This is a genomic window from Streptococcus gallinaceus (genome assembly GCF_040545695.1).
Taxonomy (GTDB): Bacteria; Bacillota; Bacilli; order Lactobacillales; family Streptococcaceae; genus Streptococcus; species Streptococcus gallinaceus.
Genome location: NZ_JBEPMK010000004.1, coordinates 71411 through 86539 on the forward strand (window position 1 = coordinate 71411; position 15129 = coordinate 86539).

The window sequence follows — 15129 nt, forward strand, 5'->3', positions numbered from 1 at the left end:
AGATGAAAAAACCTGTCTAGCGACAAGGTATATTTTATGCTAAATACTCAGTCACATCCACACTCGGTGCGTCATGCCAGAGTTTTTCCAAGTTGTAGTGGTAGCGTTGGTCTTCTGAGAAGATATGAACTACGACATCATTCAGATCCAAAAGAACCCAACCGCTATTGCTATCACCTTCTACGTGGCTAGCACCGCCTCCAGCTTCTTTGACTTTCTCGCGGATATTATCTGCGATAGCCTCCAATTGGCGGCTGTTGGTACTACTTACAATGACAAAGTAATCTGTCACACTGGTCAATCCAGCCACATCCAAAGCCAAGATATCCTCAGCACGCTTTTCATCTGCAGCTTTTACAACTACTTCTAATAATTCTGTTTTGTTCATAAATTTCCTTTTAAAATTGTTTCTAAATCATCTACTTGGGCAAAACATTGGTCCCAAATGATCTCATGATAATCAATCAAGATGTCTGCAGCGATATCTGGGTCTGCAAAGGTCGTCGTTCCGTGTTCTACCACAGCAACCTCATAACCTAGTTCAAATGCTACTTTGACCGTCGCGTCAATGCAATAATTGGTTGACATCCCGATGAGAATAAGTCGCCCAACACCTTCTTGCTGCAGGTAGGCATGGAGACCTGTGTCCTTGAAGGCACTATTGTAGTGCTTGTCAAAAATTTTTTCCTGCTCGCTCGGCGCAACCAAACTCGAAATCTCCCACCCCTGTGTCTGGGGAATAAATTCCTCGTCGTTGTGGCGGACATAAATCACCTCTAGCCCTTTTTGACGGCAAGCGGCAATGGTTTCCTGCCACAAGGATACGCGCTCCTCAATGGCATAGGGCTCACTATCCACAAGCAAATTTTGAATATCAATTACCAATAAAACTGTTTTCATCGATTACTCCTTCAAACAACCCACATAGCTATTGTAAGTTTCAATAGTTTGAGGATGGATGGGAATGCCTTTTTTAGCTAAAAATGCAATGGTCTGCGCTGTTTCAAAGGCCACTGCCTTATCAAGACTGACACGCGCAATGGTACGCGCTTCCTTGACAACCGGAAAATCCCGATTAGGCTCAATGTAGTCTGCCACATAGAGCACCTTGTCAAGGAGAGTCATGTCTTCAGCGCCAACTGTATGGCACTGAATAGCCGTCAGAATTTCTTGGTCCTTAACGCCAAAATCCTCAGCAATCTTATAAGCCCCCACCACACCATGCCAGATGTTATTGCCCCAATTTTTCAAGTCGGCTTCCAAGTCATACTTGTCTATCAAGTCTAGAAAAACTTGGTCTTCTATCTCTTTGGCATAGTCATGCAGAAGGGCAGCTAGACTGGCCTTAACGGGGTCACAGCCATATTGGTCGGCTAATGCCAAGGCTGATTTTTCTACGCCAAGCACATGGGTAAACCGTTTCTCGGACATAGCGCTAGCAATTTTTTCCAAAAGCTCCTGACGCGTCAAGCTCACATACGAACTGTAGTTCATAGATAAAGTCCTTTTTCCTCGATGTAATCCAAGACCTCGTGCGGCAACATGAAGTTGGGTACGCGGCCCTTTTGGATAAACTCACGCACCATGCTGGACGAGATGTCCATAAGTGGCACATCCACCCAGATAACGGGATAAGAAGTCCCTGCCTTATAGCGTGGACGCTGAACCCCTACAAACTGGACAAGCTCCACTAACTCATCAATCTTATGCCACTTGGGCAGGTAATCCACCATGTCTCCACCGATAATGAAGTAATAGTCTGTATCCGGATGCTTCTCCGTCAACTCTTTCATGGTTTCATAGGTGTAGGAAATCCCACGACGCTCCAACTCAATGGTTTCAATGTCCAAGCCTTCGATTCCAGCAATGGCCATTTTAAGCATATTGAGTCGATGCAATTCGTCAATGGTTTCCTTTTTGTCCACATGTGGCGGCGTAAACTCAGGCATAAGATAAACCTTGTCCAAATTCAATTGCTGACGCACTTGGTCAGCCACCACCAGATGAGCATTGTGAACGGGATTAAAATTCCCACCCAAAATCCCAACTTGCTTACGCTTGGGCTTGCGCAATTCTGGCTCTAATTCAACTTTTGTAAAAGGGGTTACCAGTTCAATCGCCATAGGCTCTCCTTAAATCTCTCTCACTTTAACAGATAATTTTCGATTTTCTTTTTTAGCAGATACTTTGAAAAGGGTCAAGACACGACCAGTTTTTGCAACTGAGTCGACACCGATTTCTTCTTCCAAGATTTCTGCTACTTCGTGAATGTTTTCATCCGTATTTTGGAGCAATTTCACCTTGATCAACTCACGCGCATCCAGCGCGTTACGAATACTGGTTTTGATTTGGTCATTGAGACCATTTTTCCCAATCTGAACGATTGGCTTCATAGCGTGTGCTTGACTGTTGAGAAAAGCACGTTGTTTTGATGTTAATGTCATATTTTTTCCTTTTTCTGTTAGTGAAATCCAAATTCTTCTAAAATTTCTTTGCCCTTCTTGAGAAAATCCTTCTGACTTCCCCACGAAATATCAAGTATTCCTACTCCTGCCGCAGCAGCAGTAATGTCTGCTTGAACGCTTTTATCATCTGGACGTAAAAGAAGAATTGTCAGACAAGCGAAACTCTCTGTCCGAAAATAATACTTTTCAAAAATCAACTCCATCACTTCGACAGAGCCAAATCTTCGGTGCACAATGTTAACTGGGTCTGCAACCAGCTTTTCACAAAGGGCATCTTGAATCGCGGTAAATGAGACTTCTTGTGTCGTGACAAGTGTAGATTTTTCAGCCATAGCCAACTCCTTTAGCTTAGATGATAGCCTTTCGAAGAACGACGTCTACGCCTTTTGGTGCCCAGGCAGCGATTTTTGCTCTGCCATTGACACGAATCCAGCCTAGACCTGAGAAAACGACGTCCGTTTTTTCATTGATGGTAAATTCGTGGCGAACCAATTCTGAGAAATCTGACAATTCCTTCTTCGAAGGAGGCGTCAGCAGACTTCCAGCATGTTTTTCATAAAATTCACTAGCTCCGGCGAGCTTGGTGCGGTGTAATTCCAAAGTATTTTCAAAGAAAGCTGTAAACCCTTGGCGTTCCCCCTCGACAAAGTCGAAACGCCCCAAACCAGCTAGAAAGAGTGTCTGCTCTGGATTAAGCTGATAGGTTTTTGGCTTGATTTCCTTTTTAGGGCTGATGTATTTCAGATTTTTAGCCGTCAGGTAATGCGCCATCTGGTGGCGGTGGATAATCCCCGGCGTATCAAAAATGTAGGAACCGTCATCAAGCGGAATCTCAATCTTATCCAAGGTTGTCCCTGGGAAGCGAGAAGTCGTGATGATATCCTTATCTCCAGTGATTGCTTGGATAATGGCATTAATAAGCGTTGACTTGCCGACATTGGTCACTCCGACCACGTAGACATCACGCCCCTTGCGGTGCTGTTCAATCTTCTTGATCAAGTCCTTAATGGCCTGCTTGTTTTGAGCAGAGGTCAGCACCACATCTACAGGACGTAAGCCGACTTCATGCGCCCGTTCTGTCAACCACTGGGTCACCTTTCCAGTCTTGACAGACTTGGGCAAGATATCTTGCTTATTGCCCACTAGGAGCACATCATTGCCTGACACAAAGCGTGGCAAGCCGGGAATGACAGAGCCGTTAAAGTCAAAAATATCAATGACATTAACCACCAAAGCCTGACTATCGCCTACCTCGTGGAGGAGCTTCATAAACTCATCATCCGAGATATTGACGTCTGAAATTTCATTGTAATGACGCAGGCGGAAACAACGTTGGCAATAGAGTTGCCCCGTCTCTAGGCCTTTTTCAAGTGCAGACTGCGGCGTATAACCTGCTACTTCCTTTTGACTGGTCTGAATGGCTGCCCCGCAGCCGATACAAAATAATTCTTCCACTTAGATTTCCTTTTTATACTGAATTGGACCATACTTGGCAATGATTTTCTTGAGCATGCGGCGTTCGCGCCAGCGATTAAATTGAGTGACCCATGCATCTGATACGACCAAGGGTTTGACCAAAATCGAGCGAATACCTGCTCGCTTAGCTGCACGAATATCTGTCATCAGCTGGTCTCCTACCATGACAACCTCATTTTTTTGGACACCAAATCGTTTCAAAGCCCGATCAATCCCCAAGGTAAATGGCTTCATGGCACGCGACTCAAAGTCAATTCCAAACTTATCCACCGCTTTTTTCACACGTTCATGGTTGTTATTTGAAACAACCACCACACGGATACCCGCAACGCTCAATTCCTGCAACCACTGACGCATCTCTGGAGTCCCGTCAGGATTATTCCAAGCAATCAAGGTATTATCTAAATCGACAAAAACAGCTTTAATTCCTTCTCTATTGAGACTTTCCACCGTCAAATCATAAACCTTTTCCAAGGCAAAATCCGGCATATATTGTTCTACGGTCACAGGTTACTCCTCTTTTTGCTAATCAGTTTATTTTATCATAAATCCCTTAAAATAGCCATTAAATGCGAAAACACTGGGCTTTACACCAGCGCTCATTACTTATTTTTTCCCAAGAAAGAAGGACACCACTGCAATGACGATAACCGCTCCAGCGATGGAGGGAATCAAGGCCATTCCCACCAAACTAGGACCCCAATATCCAAATAAAGACTGCCCCACAGACGAGCCAATCAATCCAGCCACGATATTGGCTAGACAGCCCATAGACTTATCTTTGCCCGTAATCCCACCAGCCATCGCACCAATCAAAGCACCCACAATTAAAGACCAAATCATCTCTTCACCTCATTTTCTTTTTTATCAGTGTACACTAGATTGCGTAAAAAGTACAAAGAAAACACCGGAAAGACCGGTGTTCTCAGGAGATATATGAAAAAGAATAAATAAAGTATACTCACCTTTCCTTAATCTTCCCTTAAAATAAAATGTATCCCCTCTTACCAAACAGGTGCCAAAAAAGGACCCAAGCAGAGAGTTTCTGTACATTCAATAGAATGGCTCAACTGTTTTTTCAAGTGATTGAAAAGGTGGTGTTTTTGGTCTGCCAACAAATAAATCCCCGCCTCTCCTAGCTGAAGGTCGACAAAACCTTGAACAGTCCCTTCATGACGAATCAAATAAATCGCTTCTTGCACCAAATCAGCTAGCAACAATTCTTGCAGGTGCTGAATTTGATTTAGTTGCGACTGAAAACCTTCTCTTGTGACCTTTTTCGCTAAAAACGCTTGTGCAAGTTGGTTGAATTTTTCCCAATTCCTTGCATCAATTTTTTCTAAATGAAGATGCTGCATATGAAATCTCCTAAATATATATGTTAGGGCTATTCTAACTTATTTTTATTGTATTAGCAAGTATTTTATTGAAAAATATACAAAAAAACGCATGAAATTGCTTTCAAGCGTTTTACAGATTTATTCCTTATCAAGGTTACGTAGCATCTCATCAATCTTATTACCGTACTCGATTGACTCATCTTTTGCAAATACCAAGTCTGGAATTTTATACATTTTCAGATTTTTACCAAGTTCACGTTTAATCGTACCCGTAGCTTTTTCCAAGCCAATCTGTGCTTTCTGATTGTCAGAAGCCAAGGTCGAGTGAATGGTATAATAAACGCGGGCTGCAGATAGGTCTCCTAGCATTTGAACATCTGTGATTGTCACATCTTGCACGCGCGGGTCACGGACTTTCAAACGGAGAATCTCATTGACTTCGCGCTTGATTTCCATTCCAACGCGGTCAACACGAAATGAATTTCCCATCTTCTTCTCCTTTCTCTATCTTAGAAATGCTGAGTTTCCTCAGCTTTATGTTTGTTAATTGTATAGCAACCGAAGTTAGATTTTCTTACTTCTTGATTTCTTCCATGACGTAAGCTTCAATGGTATCATCCACTTTCAAGTCGTTGAAGTTGTCAATCATCAAACCACCCTCTTGGGCATTTCCGACTTCCTTAACATCATCCTTATAGTGTTTCAAACTTGCCAATTTGCCATCAGCAATAACCACACCGTCACGGATAACACGGACGCTTGAATCACGAGTGACTTTACCGTTAATAACCATAAATCCACCGATTGTCCCGATTTTAGAAACTTTAAATGTTTCACGGATAATCGCTTCACCGATGATTTTTTCTTGGTACTCAGGATCAAGCATACCCTTCATAGCGTCTTCCACTTCTTCAATCACTTTATAGATGATGCTATGGAGACGAATTTCAACTTCTTCGTTTTCAGCTTGTTGGCGAGCGATCGGTGTTGGACGAACGTTGAAACCAATGACAACTGCATTTGAAGCGGCAGCCAAGGTCACGTCTGATTCGTTAATGGCACCAACTGCAGAGTGAACGACATTGACGCGAACGCCTTCTACATCAATCTTCAAGAGTGATGCTGCAAGGGCTTCTACAGAACCTTGAACGTCTGCCTTGATGATGACATTAACCGTCTTGACTTCACCAGCTTTGAGGGTGTCAAAGAGATTTTCAAGAGAGACACGTTGCGTCGCTTGACGTTGTTTCAAGAGGGCACGTTTTGCACGTTCTTCACCGGCTGCACGAGCTGATTTTTCATCTTCGTAGACCGCAAAATGGTCACCCGCCATAGGTGCTTCGTTCAAACCAGTAATCGAAACAGGAGTTGACGGACCCGCTACTTTAACACGACGACCGAGATCATTTGCCATGGCACGAACACGTCCAAATGTATTTCCGACAACGATTGGGTCTTGAACATTCAAGGTACCTTGTTGAACAAGAAGAGTTGCAACTGCACCTTTCCCTTTATCCAAGTGAGCCTCGATAACTGTACCGATTGCACGAACGGTTGGGTCTGCTTTCAATTCTTGCATTTCTGCAACGAGAAGAACCGTTTCCAACAATTCATCGATGTTTTTGTTGAATTTAGCCGAAATTTCGACAAACTCAGAATCACCACCCCAGGCAGTTGAGATAACACCGTGTTCTGCCAATTCACCGATGACACGCTCAGGATTTGCTCCTGGTTTATCGATTTTATTAATAGCAACGATGATTGGAACACCAGCTGCTTTTGAGTGGTTGATGGCTTCAATGGTCTGAGGCATAACACCGTCATCAGCCGCTACAATCAAGATGGTAATATCTGTGACAGATGCTCCACGCGCACGCATAGATGTGAAGGCAGCGTGTCCTGGTGTGTCCAAGAAAGTGATTTTCTTGCCATCAGCTTCGATTTGGTAGGCACCGATATGCTGAGTGATACCACCCGCCTCGCCTGTTGCGACACGAGAATTACGAAGAGTATCCAAAAGGGTTGTCTTACCATGGTCAACGTGTCCCATGATGGTCACAACTGGTGGACGTTCTGTCAATTCGTCTTCATTGAGGTAGCCATCTTCTACGAAGAAACGTTCAATATCCGCATTATCCACTTCAACTTTTTCCTTGGCTTCAATACCATAATCCACCATAAGGAGTTCAATGGTATCCCCGTCCAAGGATTGGTTTTGAGTCGCCATGACACCCATCATAAAGAGTTTCTTCACGATTTCTGCTGGCTCGCGCTTGATACGTTTCGCGATTTCTGCAACCGTCATACCTGACGTGTATTCAAATTCTGTCGGCAATTCATGGAACTTACGTTCTGTGACTGGTTTCACAACTTGTTTGTTATTGCCTTTTTTGTTTTTCTTATTGTTGTTCCAGTTACTATTTCTTTGATTTCTCACTTGATTTTGATTATTTCGATTCTTTTGTTGTTTTCTTGGACCATCTTCAACATCACTTGCAAAGTCACGTTTTTTATTTGGTCGTGCTTGTTTCTTACGACGGGTGTCAGCTGCTGGTTCCGCTACAGGAGCAGAAGTTACTGCTGGAGCCACTTTAGATTTTACAACTTCTTCTGGCTCTTCAAACTTAATTTCTTTCGGTTTGATTTGTTTTTGCTTCTTCGCTTCTTGTGCTTGACGGAAACGTTCTTCGCTACCGCGAGCGTATTCCGCATTTTGTTCTGCTTTCAGCGCAGCTGCACGCGCTTTGAAATCAATCTTGGTACTTGGTGCTGAACTTGAGGCTGGTTGGCGGTTTTGATTAAAGTTTCCTTGATTACGTCCTTGATCTGAACGATTATCACGACGGCGATCGTTGAAACGATTGTCTTGGCGACGCTCGTTGTTTCGACCTGAGCCTTGATCATTGCGACGTTCTTGATTGCGATGATCGCGACGGTCGTTCTGATTACGGTCTTTATTGCGATTATTCTGTTGACGGTTATTACCTTGACCTTGAGCACGTTTTGCAGCTTGTTCTTTTGCACGCGCTTCACGCTCGGCTTTAAAGTTACGACTCTGCGGACGTTGAACAGCAGGTTTAGCTGGCTCAGCGCTTGGTGTCACTGGTGTGGTCGCCTTTTCTACTGGCTTGCTTTCTACCTTTTTCTCTACAGGAGCTGGCTTTTCTGCCGGTTTTGACTCCACTTTTTTTTCTACTTTTGGACTTGTTACTGAGAAGCTAGCTGCAATTTTTTGAGCTGCGTCTGCTTCGACTGATGACGCATGGCTCTTGACATCAAAGCCTAATTCCTGTGCCTTGGCGACAACTTCCTTACTAGTTCGCCCAATTTCACGAGCGATTTCATTCAATCTCTTCTTAGACAATCTCTTGTCCTCCTCTTCTATTCCATAATAGACCTCATCTTCTTCGTAAATCCAGCATCCGTAACAGCTAGAACTTTTCTAGCTTTGCCTAATGCTGCGCTTATTTCTAGCGTTGAAAAGGTGGTGTTGACTTCTACTTGATAAGTCTTGCTTTTGTCTGTAATTTTCTTTTGCAAATTAGCTGCTGCATCGTTTGCCAGAAAGACTAGTTTTGCCTGTTTTTTCTGGATGCTTTCAACGACCAAATCTTCTCCCGAAGTGATCCGACCTGCCCGCTGAGCCAATCCTAATAAGCTTAAGATTTTATCTTTTTTATTCGAGTCCAAGCTCTCTCCTCTTGACCTTGTGGTCAACATAGGCAATCAATTCATCATAAAATGCTGCATCGACCTCCATGCTGAAGGCACGGTTAAAGACTTGTTTTTTCTTAGCTTGAAGTGCTTCATCATTGTCCAATTTAATATAGGCACCACGTCCATTGGCTTTACCAGTTGGATCGATTGAAACCTGTCCTTCTTTATTTTTAACAATGCGAAGTAAATCACGTTTATCAATGATTTCTCCAGAAACAACTGATTTTCGTAAAGGTATTTTTCTAGCTTTTGCCATCTTTACCTCCAAATTAATCTTGATCTTCGATGATTGTTTCTTCTACTTCTTCAGCTTCTCCGTAGAGTTCTGCTTCTGTTGCTTCGTACTCGGAAGCTGACTTGATGTCGATACGGAAACCTGTCAAATGTGCTGCCAAGCGTACGTTTTGACCACGGCGGCCGATCGCAAGAGACAATTTGTTGTCAGGAACAACGACTGTTGCGTGCTTGCCATCTTCTGTGTCAAATAGCACTTGGTCCACTTCTGCAGGTGCAATCGCGTTGTAGATGAATTCCGCTGGATCTTCTACCCACTCGATGACATCGATATTTTCTTCTGTTGGCACCATGCGGTCCAATTTTGCATCATAGCGTGCTGGATGGAACTTGCTGGTGATTTTCTTGACATTGCTTCCACCACGTCCAACGATTGTACCGATGGCATCAACGTTTGGATTGTGGCTACGAACTGCAACTTTTGTCCGATCTCCAGCTTCACGTGAGACGCTCATGATTTCAACTGTGCCGTCAAACACTTCTGGAATTTCTTGTTCCATCAGACGTTTGATCATTTCAGGATGGCTACGGCTAACAAAAACATTGACACCGCGTCCATTATCTTCAACCTTGTAAACATAGACTTCAATACGGTCATGTGATTGGAAGATTTCTCCTGGAATTTGGTCTTGTTTTGACAACTGTGCTTCCAAAGTTCCCAAGTTAACGTAGATAAAACGATTGTCAAAGCGTTCTACCGTACCAGTCATGATTTCACCTTCATGCTCTTTGTAAGTGTTGAAAGTGATGGTACGTGTTTGCTTGCGCATTTTTTCCATAATGGTTTGCTTAGCTGATTGAGCAGCCACACGACCAAATTCACCTGGTGCTTCTTCAAACTTAATTTTATCCCCAAGTTCGTAAACTGATGAAATAGCCAAAGCATCTTTCAAGCTGATTTCCAAACGGCTGTCAAAGACTTCATCCACCACTTCGCGAACAGTATAAACACGAAAATCACCTTTTTTCTCATCGTATTCGATAGCTGCTGACTCAGACTGACCATAGCGGCGTTTGTAAGCAGAACGAAGAGATTCTGTCACTGCATCGATGATGTCCTCTTTTTTAATACCCTTGTCTTCCTCCAAAATACGGAAGGCTTCTAGCATTTCTTTACTCATGTTTCTTTCCTTTTGACATTCAAAAGGTCCTTTCTTTCTTAAATTTTTACAGCAAGACGGGCCTTAGCCACTGTCTGATAGGGAATGATGATTTCCTTTTTGCGGGTCTTATCCATGTATTCCATGACAAGTTCCTCTCCGTCAAAGCTCAGCAAGTTCCCTTCAAAAACCTTGGTTTTATCAATAGCTTGATACAACTTGACATGAATGTAACTTCCCACAGCTTTTTCTAGGGCCTCCTTGGTTTTCAAAGGACGCTCTAAGCCCGGGCTTGTCACTTCTAGCATATATTGTTCAGGGAAAGGATCTGGCTTAATACTGTCTAGGAGCGGACTAATGACTTCCGACAACTCAGCAGTATCATTGAGGGTGATTCCCCCTTCCTTGTCTACAAAAATCGATAAAACATAGTCGCTGCCAAGTTTGCCATACTCCACATCAACCAACTCATATGGTGCCTGGATAGCTGGCGCTACCACTTCTGTCACCAATTCAACAATTGTTGCCATTCATACCTCCTTGCAAAATCTGAGAACAAGTCAAAGGGTTGGCACACGACCAACCCCTTTCTTCTCTATTTTTACTTAGTATAGCATATTTTCCGCTTTATGTCTAGAAATATGCAGTATTCAAGCAAATTAGCAAAAAGAGCTCGATTGCTCGAACTCATTTTCTTAATTAAAAATTGCTTCTACCCGATAAATGACCTGTCCCTTACTTGAAAATTTAGCTTCGTACTCAGTCATGACATTTCCTTCAAAATTGCTAGCGTGCAAATCTAGCCACACTTGCTTGAGGGTCATGCCGTATTGTGAGAAACTAGCCAAGCTGTACTCAAACAAGCCACGGTTATCCGTCTTGAAATGAATTTCTCCATGTTCAGGCAAGATTTGCTTGTAGGTATCCAAGAAGGATTTGTAAGTCAAGCGGCGTTTTTCATGCTTGGTTTTTGGCCATGGATCTGAGAAGTTCAGATACATCATGTCAACCTCGGCATCCGCAAAATAGTTTGTCAGACTTGAACCATCTACACGAAGCAACTTGACATTGGTGGCGCCACTGTCGAGAACCTTATCCAGTGCATAGCTGAGGACTGAAAGCTGGATATCAATCCCGATATAGTTGATATCTGGATTTTGCACGGCCATACCAGTGATAAATGCTCCCTTACCAGAACCTACTTCGATGTGAATAGGATTGTCGTTTCCAAACACTTCATACCATTTTCCTTTGGCATCTTCTGGATTGAGGATGACGTATTGGGGGTGATGTTCGAGGTGCTCTTCTGCACCTTTTCTTTTTCTCACTCTCATAATTCTTTGTAAAATGTCTCCCTAAATTGACGAAGAGCGTAAATTTCTCTATTCGCCGCTTCTAAATTGTAACTCTCTGCGTATTTTGTGATTTGATTGAGGTAACTCATTTGACCATACCAATAAACCTTACGCAAGACGGTTTTATTATACTTGTAGCCGTAATCTTTGAGCCATTCTTCCCATGACATACGAGGGATATAGTGCGTCAATACATAGGCCACATCCAGCATTCGGTCTGTCAAACAGGCTGTTTCCCAGTCGGTCAAATAAACGAGCCCGCTCGTTGTTTCAATCCAGTTTTTGTGGTGCAAGTCTCCGTGGACAAATGTCGCTACTTCTTGTTGGAAGTTTGGTAAATGCGCCAACAAATCTGCACAAACAGACTGTAAATAAGTGTTTTGTTGCAAGCGATTTGGAGCATCATTTTGCCATTTTTTCACCAAATCACGTGGCTCTTGATAGCTATAATTCAACTGCAGAGCTTGATTAAGCAAGATACGTGAAAAATGCATGCGCACCAAGATTTGGCGGACTTGTTTGCTAGTCATGTCCACACGCTCTAAGGTATGCCCATTTAGCCATTCTTGCTCTACGCGTTGCCCCTTTCCTACTTCCCTATTGATGGAAATAACTGGTGGCGTAATTTGCTCCCGTGCCAAGGCTGACACGATTGGAGGCATTTCGTACTTGACAAAGACAGGCGTACCATCTGATCTTAGGCCTTTAAAAGCTTTTCCACTGTTACCTGCAATTGATTGTAATTGTAGGCCTCTATTTTCAAACTGCATGCCTGACTCCTTTCTAAAATTCCTTACTATTTTACTAGTTTTCCAGCGGTTAGTCAAACAATTTTTTCGCTTTTATTGGCAAATAAACTTGCTTCAAAATGACACCGATTCCAATAACAATTAATACGTATTTTTTCTCTGCTAAGAGAAAAAGTGCTAACAAACTTTGTAGTGCGACAACGCTATAAAATACCAGCCCAATGACCCTCTGACAGCTCTGCCTTTTCCCAATAGAAGAAATCGGATAGAGTTGCACCAAATACTGATAATCATAGACCTTATAAAGTGGCAACAATTGAAAGAGTAAAAGGTAATCAAAGAGGGCGGTCAAGCCAACTGCCAACCAGGATTCTTGAATGGTAACTAGAAAGACAAGACTAAGTCCCGACAAGCGCAAAGCCAAGGGGAAGAAATCCCCCGATCTCAAAAATGCCCGTAAGAAGAGATAATCCCAAGTCTTTCCATGGTCTTTTTTCACGAAACCTAACAGCGGGTCCAGGTAAGCTCTTCGTTTGACGCTGCTCGTAATGCCTTTTACCGTCGTAAAGAGTGCGAAAAATTGTAAAATTCTTTGCTTACGCCCTTCTTCCTTAGAGATTGCTCGCTGCCAATTCAGACCCTGGCCACCAAGCAAGTTCTTGACTTGATGCATGTGCCAGATGTACTTTCCAGCCAAAAGGCCACACAAGAGCAAGATGATAAGGAGATGAGGCCAGCCCAACTTGAGATACAAGGGAATGAGTAAGACATAGCCTAGAACTTGCATCATCCCCCAAGTAAGAAAGGTAGTCTGACCAGCTTTCTTCACTTGTGCCGTGACCTGATTTTCTTTGACTAAGAGGAAGAGCTGGTCTGCCTCCTCAAGATAGGTGGCAAGTCTTCCCGAAAAGAAAAGAATTCCCAAAACCGTTGCAATCAAGAGATAAATATACCAAGGATTGGATGGAAAATGCAGCAACAAGTCTCTGTACTGAACCAGTAAGAATCCAAGGAAGGCCATTAGAAGCAAGACAAAATGGTCATTTAAGACATAGCGGAGATACTTGGCACAGCGATGCAAAAACAGCTGACGTCGCTTCTGAAAAACTGTTCTCATGCGTCCTCTCCTTCTTTGGTCAAGGCCAAATAGATTTCATTGAGACTGGCATTTTCCTGACCAAATGCTGCGCGTAATTCCTGCAAGGTTCCCGCTGCTCGAATGCGACCTTGGTGCAAGACAACGAAGCGGTCACACATTTTTTCTGCTGAGTCTAGCACATGGGTCGACATGAGAATAGAAACGCCACGCGCCTTTTCCTCATCTAATAAATCAATCAAATCCTGAATCGCCAGCGGGTCCAAGCCCAAAAACGGCTCATCCACGATTAACAAACTCGGCTCCACCATCAAGGCGCAGATAATCATGACCTTCTGCTTCATCCCCTTCGAAAATTGCACAGGAAACCAGTCCAATTTTTGATCCAGACGGAAGATTTTCAAGTACCGCTCAACCTGCTCCCAAACTTGCTCCAAATCCAGGTCATAAGCCAGCGCCACGACTTCTAAGTGTTCCTTCAAGGTCAATTCCTCATAAAGACTTGGCGTTTCAGGGATAAAGCCAATTTTCTTCCGATAAGTTTCCGCCTGCCCTTGTAATTGCAGACCATCCAGTGCAATAGTACCTTGGTAGGGCGTCAAGAGACCGATGATTTCCTTAATCGTAGTTGATTTACCGGCTCCATTTAGCCCAATTAAACCGACCAACTCACCATCATTCACTTCAAATGAAATATCTTTTAATACAGAAATGTTGGCATAGCCCCCTGTAAGATTCGTAACTTCTAACATGCTTTTCTCCGATTTTTTGATATAATCATTATAACAAAAACTATAGAAGGAAGCTCAAACTATGTCAGATTGTATTTTTTGTAAGATTATCGCAGGAGAAATCCCTTCATCAAAGGTTTATGAAGATGACCAGGTTTTAGCCTTCCTCGATATCACTCAGGTTACCAAGGGGCACACCTTGGTAGTGCCAAAACAACATTTCCGCAATATGCTTGAGATGGATAGCGAAAGCAGCAGCCAGCTCTTTGCTCCTATTCCTAAAATTGCGCGTCACCTTCAGCAGACTCTAGGGGCAGCCGGCGTCAATATCCTCAACAATAACGAAGAAGTTGCGGGACAAACTGTTTTTCACACCCATGTCCATCTTCTACCGCGCTTTAGCCAAGAGGACGGCTTGGACATTCGCTTTACAGCTAATGAACCTGATTTCCCAGCTCTGGCCCAACTCGCTCAGGAACTTTACTTAGGAGAATAGTATGAAATTATCTCATTTACTAGCTGCTAGTGGTGCAGCCCTTGCTAGCTACTGGCTGGTCAACAATCGTGAAAAAATTGTACAAGAAACATCTGAAACAATTGATTTGGCGAAAAAAAGTCAAGCGAGCTACCAGACTATTCAGCAGCGACTTGCCACCATCCAATCTTACCAAGAACCACTGCAAGAAATGGCAGAAGACTTGCAATACAAACTCAGAACCTATCAGCAAAGTATTACAGGAAATCTAGAAGAAATTCAAAAAATCACTGAAAAATATGCTAAAAAATAAAGAGCCCAGGACCTCGGT

Annotated in this window: 22 protein-coding genes; 2 read left to right on the forward strand and 20 right to left on the reverse strand. The window is 43.2% G+C overall.

Features of this window, described 5'->3' with window-relative positions; all coding sequences use genetic code 11:
- Positions 1-34: 34 nt before the first annotated feature.
- The 20 genes from rsfS to ABID27_RS06335 form a co-directional block, all read right to left on the reverse strand.
- The gene (gene rsfS, locus ABID27_RS06240; RefSeq protein WP_253365206.1) at positions 35-388 is read right to left on the reverse strand and encodes a ribosome silencing factor; all 354 of its coding nucleotides are present in this window, start codon (positions 386-388) and stop codon (positions 35-37) included.
- The gene (locus tag ABID27_RS06245) at positions 385-900 is read right to left on the reverse strand and encodes a cysteine hydrolase family protein (protein ID WP_354281028.1); all 516 of its coding nucleotides are present in this window, start codon (positions 898-900) and stop codon (positions 385-387) included. The genes rsfS and ABID27_RS06245 overlap by 4 nt, the downstream gene beginning before the upstream one ends.
- A 3-nt stretch (positions 901-903) precedes the next feature.
- Positions 904-1494 carry a bis(5'-nucleosyl)-tetraphosphatase (symmetrical) YqeK gene (yqeK, locus tag ABID27_RS06250; protein ID WP_354281030.1) on the reverse strand — a complete coding sequence of 197 codons (591 nt, stop codon included), beginning with the start codon at positions 1492-1494 and terminating at the stop codon, positions 904-906.
- Complete coding sequence (locus ABID27_RS06255) at positions 1491-2123, reverse strand: nicotinate-nucleotide adenylyltransferase (protein ID WP_253365200.1); 633 nt, start codon at positions 2121-2123, stop codon at positions 1491-1493. The genes yqeK and ABID27_RS06255 overlap by 4 nt, the downstream gene beginning before the upstream one ends.
- A 9-nt stretch (positions 2124-2132) precedes the next feature.
- Positions 2133-2444, reverse strand: a complete 312-nt coding sequence (gene yhbY, locus ABID27_RS06260; protein ID WP_253365198.1) for a ribosome assembly RNA-binding protein YhbY — start codon at positions 2442-2444, stop codon at positions 2133-2135.
- A 17-nt stretch (positions 2445-2461) separates the two neighbouring features.
- Positions 2462-2797, reverse strand: a complete 336-nt coding sequence (locus tag ABID27_RS06265) for a DUF6054 family protein (protein WP_253365196.1) — start codon at positions 2795-2797, stop codon at positions 2462-2464.
- Positions 2798-2813: 16 nt separating this feature from the next.
- Positions 2814-3920 (reverse strand): ribosome biogenesis GTPase YqeH, encoded by a 1107-nt coding sequence (yqeH, locus tag ABID27_RS06270; protein WP_354281033.1) that lies wholly within the window; start codon positions 3918-3920, stop codon positions 2814-2816.
- Positions 3921-4448: a YqeG family HAD IIIA-type phosphatase gene (locus ABID27_RS06275; RefSeq protein WP_354281035.1), complete on the reverse strand. Its 528-nt coding sequence runs from the start codon at positions 4446-4448 to the stop codon at positions 3921-3923.
- 99 nt (positions 4449-4547) lie between these two features.
- Positions 4548-4784, reverse strand: a complete 237-nt coding sequence (locus ABID27_RS06280) for a GlsB/YeaQ/YmgE family stress response membrane protein (RefSeq protein ID WP_253365190.1) — start codon at positions 4782-4784, stop codon at positions 4548-4550.
- A 161-nt stretch (positions 4785-4945) separates the two neighbouring features.
- Positions 4946-5299: a hypothetical protein gene (locus ABID27_RS06285; RefSeq protein WP_354281037.1), complete on the reverse strand. Its 354-nt coding sequence runs from the start codon at positions 5297-5299 to the stop codon at positions 4946-4948.
- 120 nt (positions 5300-5419) lie between these two features.
- Positions 5420-5770 carry a 30S ribosome-binding factor RbfA gene (gene rbfA / locus ABID27_RS06290; protein WP_253365186.1) on the reverse strand — a complete coding sequence of 117 codons (351 nt, stop codon included), beginning with the start codon at positions 5768-5770 and terminating at the stop codon, positions 5420-5422.
- An 85-nt stretch (positions 5771-5855) separates the two neighbouring features.
- The gene (gene infB, locus ABID27_RS06295; RefSeq protein ID WP_253365184.1) at positions 5856-8645 is read right to left on the reverse strand and encodes a translation initiation factor IF-2; all 2790 of its coding nucleotides are present in this window, start codon (positions 8643-8645) and stop codon (positions 5856-5858) included.
- A 17-nt stretch (positions 8646-8662) separates the two neighbouring features.
- Positions 8663-8971 carry a YlxQ-related RNA-binding protein gene (locus tag ABID27_RS06300; RefSeq protein WP_354281040.1) on the reverse strand — a complete coding sequence of 103 codons (309 nt, stop codon included), beginning with the start codon at positions 8969-8971 and terminating at the stop codon, positions 8663-8665.
- Positions 8958-9254 carry an RNase P modulator RnpM gene (gene rnpM / locus ABID27_RS06305; protein ID WP_253365179.1) on the reverse strand — a complete coding sequence of 99 codons (297 nt, stop codon included), beginning with the start codon at positions 9252-9254 and terminating at the stop codon, positions 8958-8960. The genes ABID27_RS06300 and rnpM overlap by 14 nt, the downstream gene beginning before the upstream one ends.
- 13 nt (positions 9255-9267) lie before the next feature.
- The gene (gene nusA / locus ABID27_RS06310) at positions 9268-10413 is read right to left on the reverse strand and encodes a transcription termination factor NusA (protein WP_354281042.1); all 1146 of its coding nucleotides are present in this window, start codon (positions 10411-10413) and stop codon (positions 9268-9270) included.
- 38 nt (positions 10414-10451) lie between these two features.
- Positions 10452-10922, reverse strand: coding sequence for a ribosome maturation factor RimP (rimP, locus tag ABID27_RS06315; RefSeq protein ID WP_253365175.1), 471 nt, complete (start codon positions 10920-10922; stop codon positions 10452-10454).
- A gap of 165 nt (positions 10923-11087) precedes the next feature.
- Complete coding sequence (trmB, locus tag ABID27_RS06320; protein WP_253365173.1) at positions 11088-11726, reverse strand: tRNA (guanosine(46)-N7)-methyltransferase TrmB; 639 nt, start codon at positions 11724-11726, stop codon at positions 11088-11090.
- Positions 11723-12517, reverse strand: a complete 795-nt coding sequence (gene ccrZ / locus ABID27_RS06325; RefSeq protein WP_253365171.1) for a cell cycle regulator CcrZ — start codon at positions 12515-12517, stop codon at positions 11723-11725. The genes trmB and ccrZ overlap by 4 nt, the downstream gene beginning before the upstream one ends.
- 49 nt (positions 12518-12566) lie before the next feature.
- Positions 12567-13613 carry an ABC transporter permease gene (locus tag ABID27_RS06330; RefSeq protein WP_354281045.1) on the reverse strand — a complete coding sequence of 349 codons (1047 nt, stop codon included), beginning with the start codon at positions 13611-13613 and terminating at the stop codon, positions 12567-12569.
- The gene (locus ABID27_RS06335; RefSeq protein ID WP_354281047.1) at positions 13610-14344 is read right to left on the reverse strand and encodes an ABC transporter ATP-binding protein; all 735 of its coding nucleotides are present in this window, start codon (positions 14342-14344) and stop codon (positions 13610-13612) included. Before ABID27_RS06335 ends, ABID27_RS06330 begins: the two co-directional genes overlap by 4 nt.
- A gap of 61 nt (positions 14345-14405) precedes the next feature.
- Here ABID27_RS06335 and ABID27_RS06340 point away from each other — a divergent pair, with 61 nt between their 5' ends.
- Positions 14406-14819, forward strand: coding sequence for an HIT family protein (locus ABID27_RS06340; RefSeq protein ID WP_354281049.1), 414 nt, complete (start codon positions 14406-14408; stop codon positions 14817-14819).
- 1 nt (position 14820) lies between these two features.
- The gene (locus tag ABID27_RS06345) at positions 14821-15111 is read left to right on the forward strand and encodes a chemotaxis protein (RefSeq protein WP_354281051.1); all 291 of its coding nucleotides are present in this window, start codon (positions 14821-14823) and stop codon (positions 15109-15111) included.
- Positions 15112-15129 lie beyond the last annotated feature (18 nt).

Excerpts from the sequence above, each read along its gene's own strand:
- rsfS (WP_253365206.1), bottom strand. The coding sequence starts at position 388 with ATGAACAAAACAGAATTATTAGAAGTAGTTGTAAAAGCTGCAGATGAA.
- ABID27_RS06245 (WP_354281028.1), bottom strand. The coding sequence starts at position 900 with ATGAAAACAGTTTTATTGGTAATTGATATTCAAAATTTGCTTGTGGAT.
- yqeK (WP_354281030.1), bottom strand. The coding sequence starts at position 1,494 with ATGAACTACAGTTCGTATGTGAGCTTGACGCGTCAGGAGCTTTTGGAA.
- ABID27_RS06255 (WP_253365200.1), bottom strand. The coding sequence starts at position 2,123 with ATGGCGATTGAACTGGTAACCCCTTTTACAAAAGTTGAATTAGAGCCA.
- yhbY (WP_253365198.1), bottom strand. The coding sequence starts at position 2,444 with ATGACATTAACATCAAAACAACGTGCTTTTCTCAACAGTCAAGCACAC.
- ABID27_RS06265 (WP_253365196.1), bottom strand. The coding sequence starts at position 2,797 with ATGGCTGAAAAATCTACACTTGTCACGACACAAGAAGTCTCATTTACC.
- ABID27_RS06280 (WP_253365190.1), bottom strand. The coding sequence starts at position 4,784 with ATGATTTGGTCTTTAATTGTGGGTGCTTTGATTGGTGCGATGGCTGGT.
- ABID27_RS06285 (WP_354281037.1), bottom strand. The coding sequence starts at position 5,299 with ATGCAGCATCTTCATTTAGAAAAAATTGATGCAAGGAATTGGGAAAAA.
- rbfA (WP_253365186.1), bottom strand. The coding sequence starts at position 5,770 with ATGGGAAATTCATTTCGTGTTGACCGCGTTGGAATGGAAATCAAGCGC.
- rnpM (WP_253365179.1), bottom strand. The coding sequence starts at position 9,254 with ATGGCAAAAGCTAGAAAAATACCTTTACGAAAATCAGTTGTTTCTGGA.
- nusA (WP_354281042.1), bottom strand. The coding sequence starts at position 10,413 with ATGAGTAAAGAAATGCTAGAAGCCTTCCGTATTTTGGAGGAAGACAAG.
- rimP (WP_253365175.1), bottom strand. The coding sequence starts at position 10,922 with ATGGCAACAATTGTTGAATTGGTGACAGAAGTGGTAGCGCCAGCTATC.
- trmB (WP_253365173.1), bottom strand. The coding sequence starts at position 11,726 with ATGAGAGTGAGAAAAAGAAAAGGTGCAGAAGAGCACCTCGAACATCAC.
- ccrZ (WP_253365171.1), bottom strand. The coding sequence starts at position 12,517 with ATGCAGTTTGAAAATAGAGGCCTACAATTACAATCAATTGCAGGTAAC.
- ABID27_RS06330 (WP_354281045.1), bottom strand. The coding sequence starts at position 13,613 with ATGAGAACAGTTTTTCAGAAGCGACGTCAGCTGTTTTTGCATCGCTGT.
- ABID27_RS06335 (WP_354281047.1), bottom strand. The coding sequence starts at position 14,344 with ATGTTAGAAGTTACGAATCTTACAGGGGGCTATGCCAACATTTCTGTA.
- ABID27_RS06340 (WP_354281049.1), top strand. The coding sequence starts at position 14,406 with ATGTCAGATTGTATTTTTTGTAAGATTATCGCAGGAGAAATCCCTTCA.
- ABID27_RS06345 (WP_354281051.1), top strand. The coding sequence starts at position 14,821 with ATGAAATTATCTCATTTACTAGCTGCTAGTGGTGCAGCCCTTGCTAGC.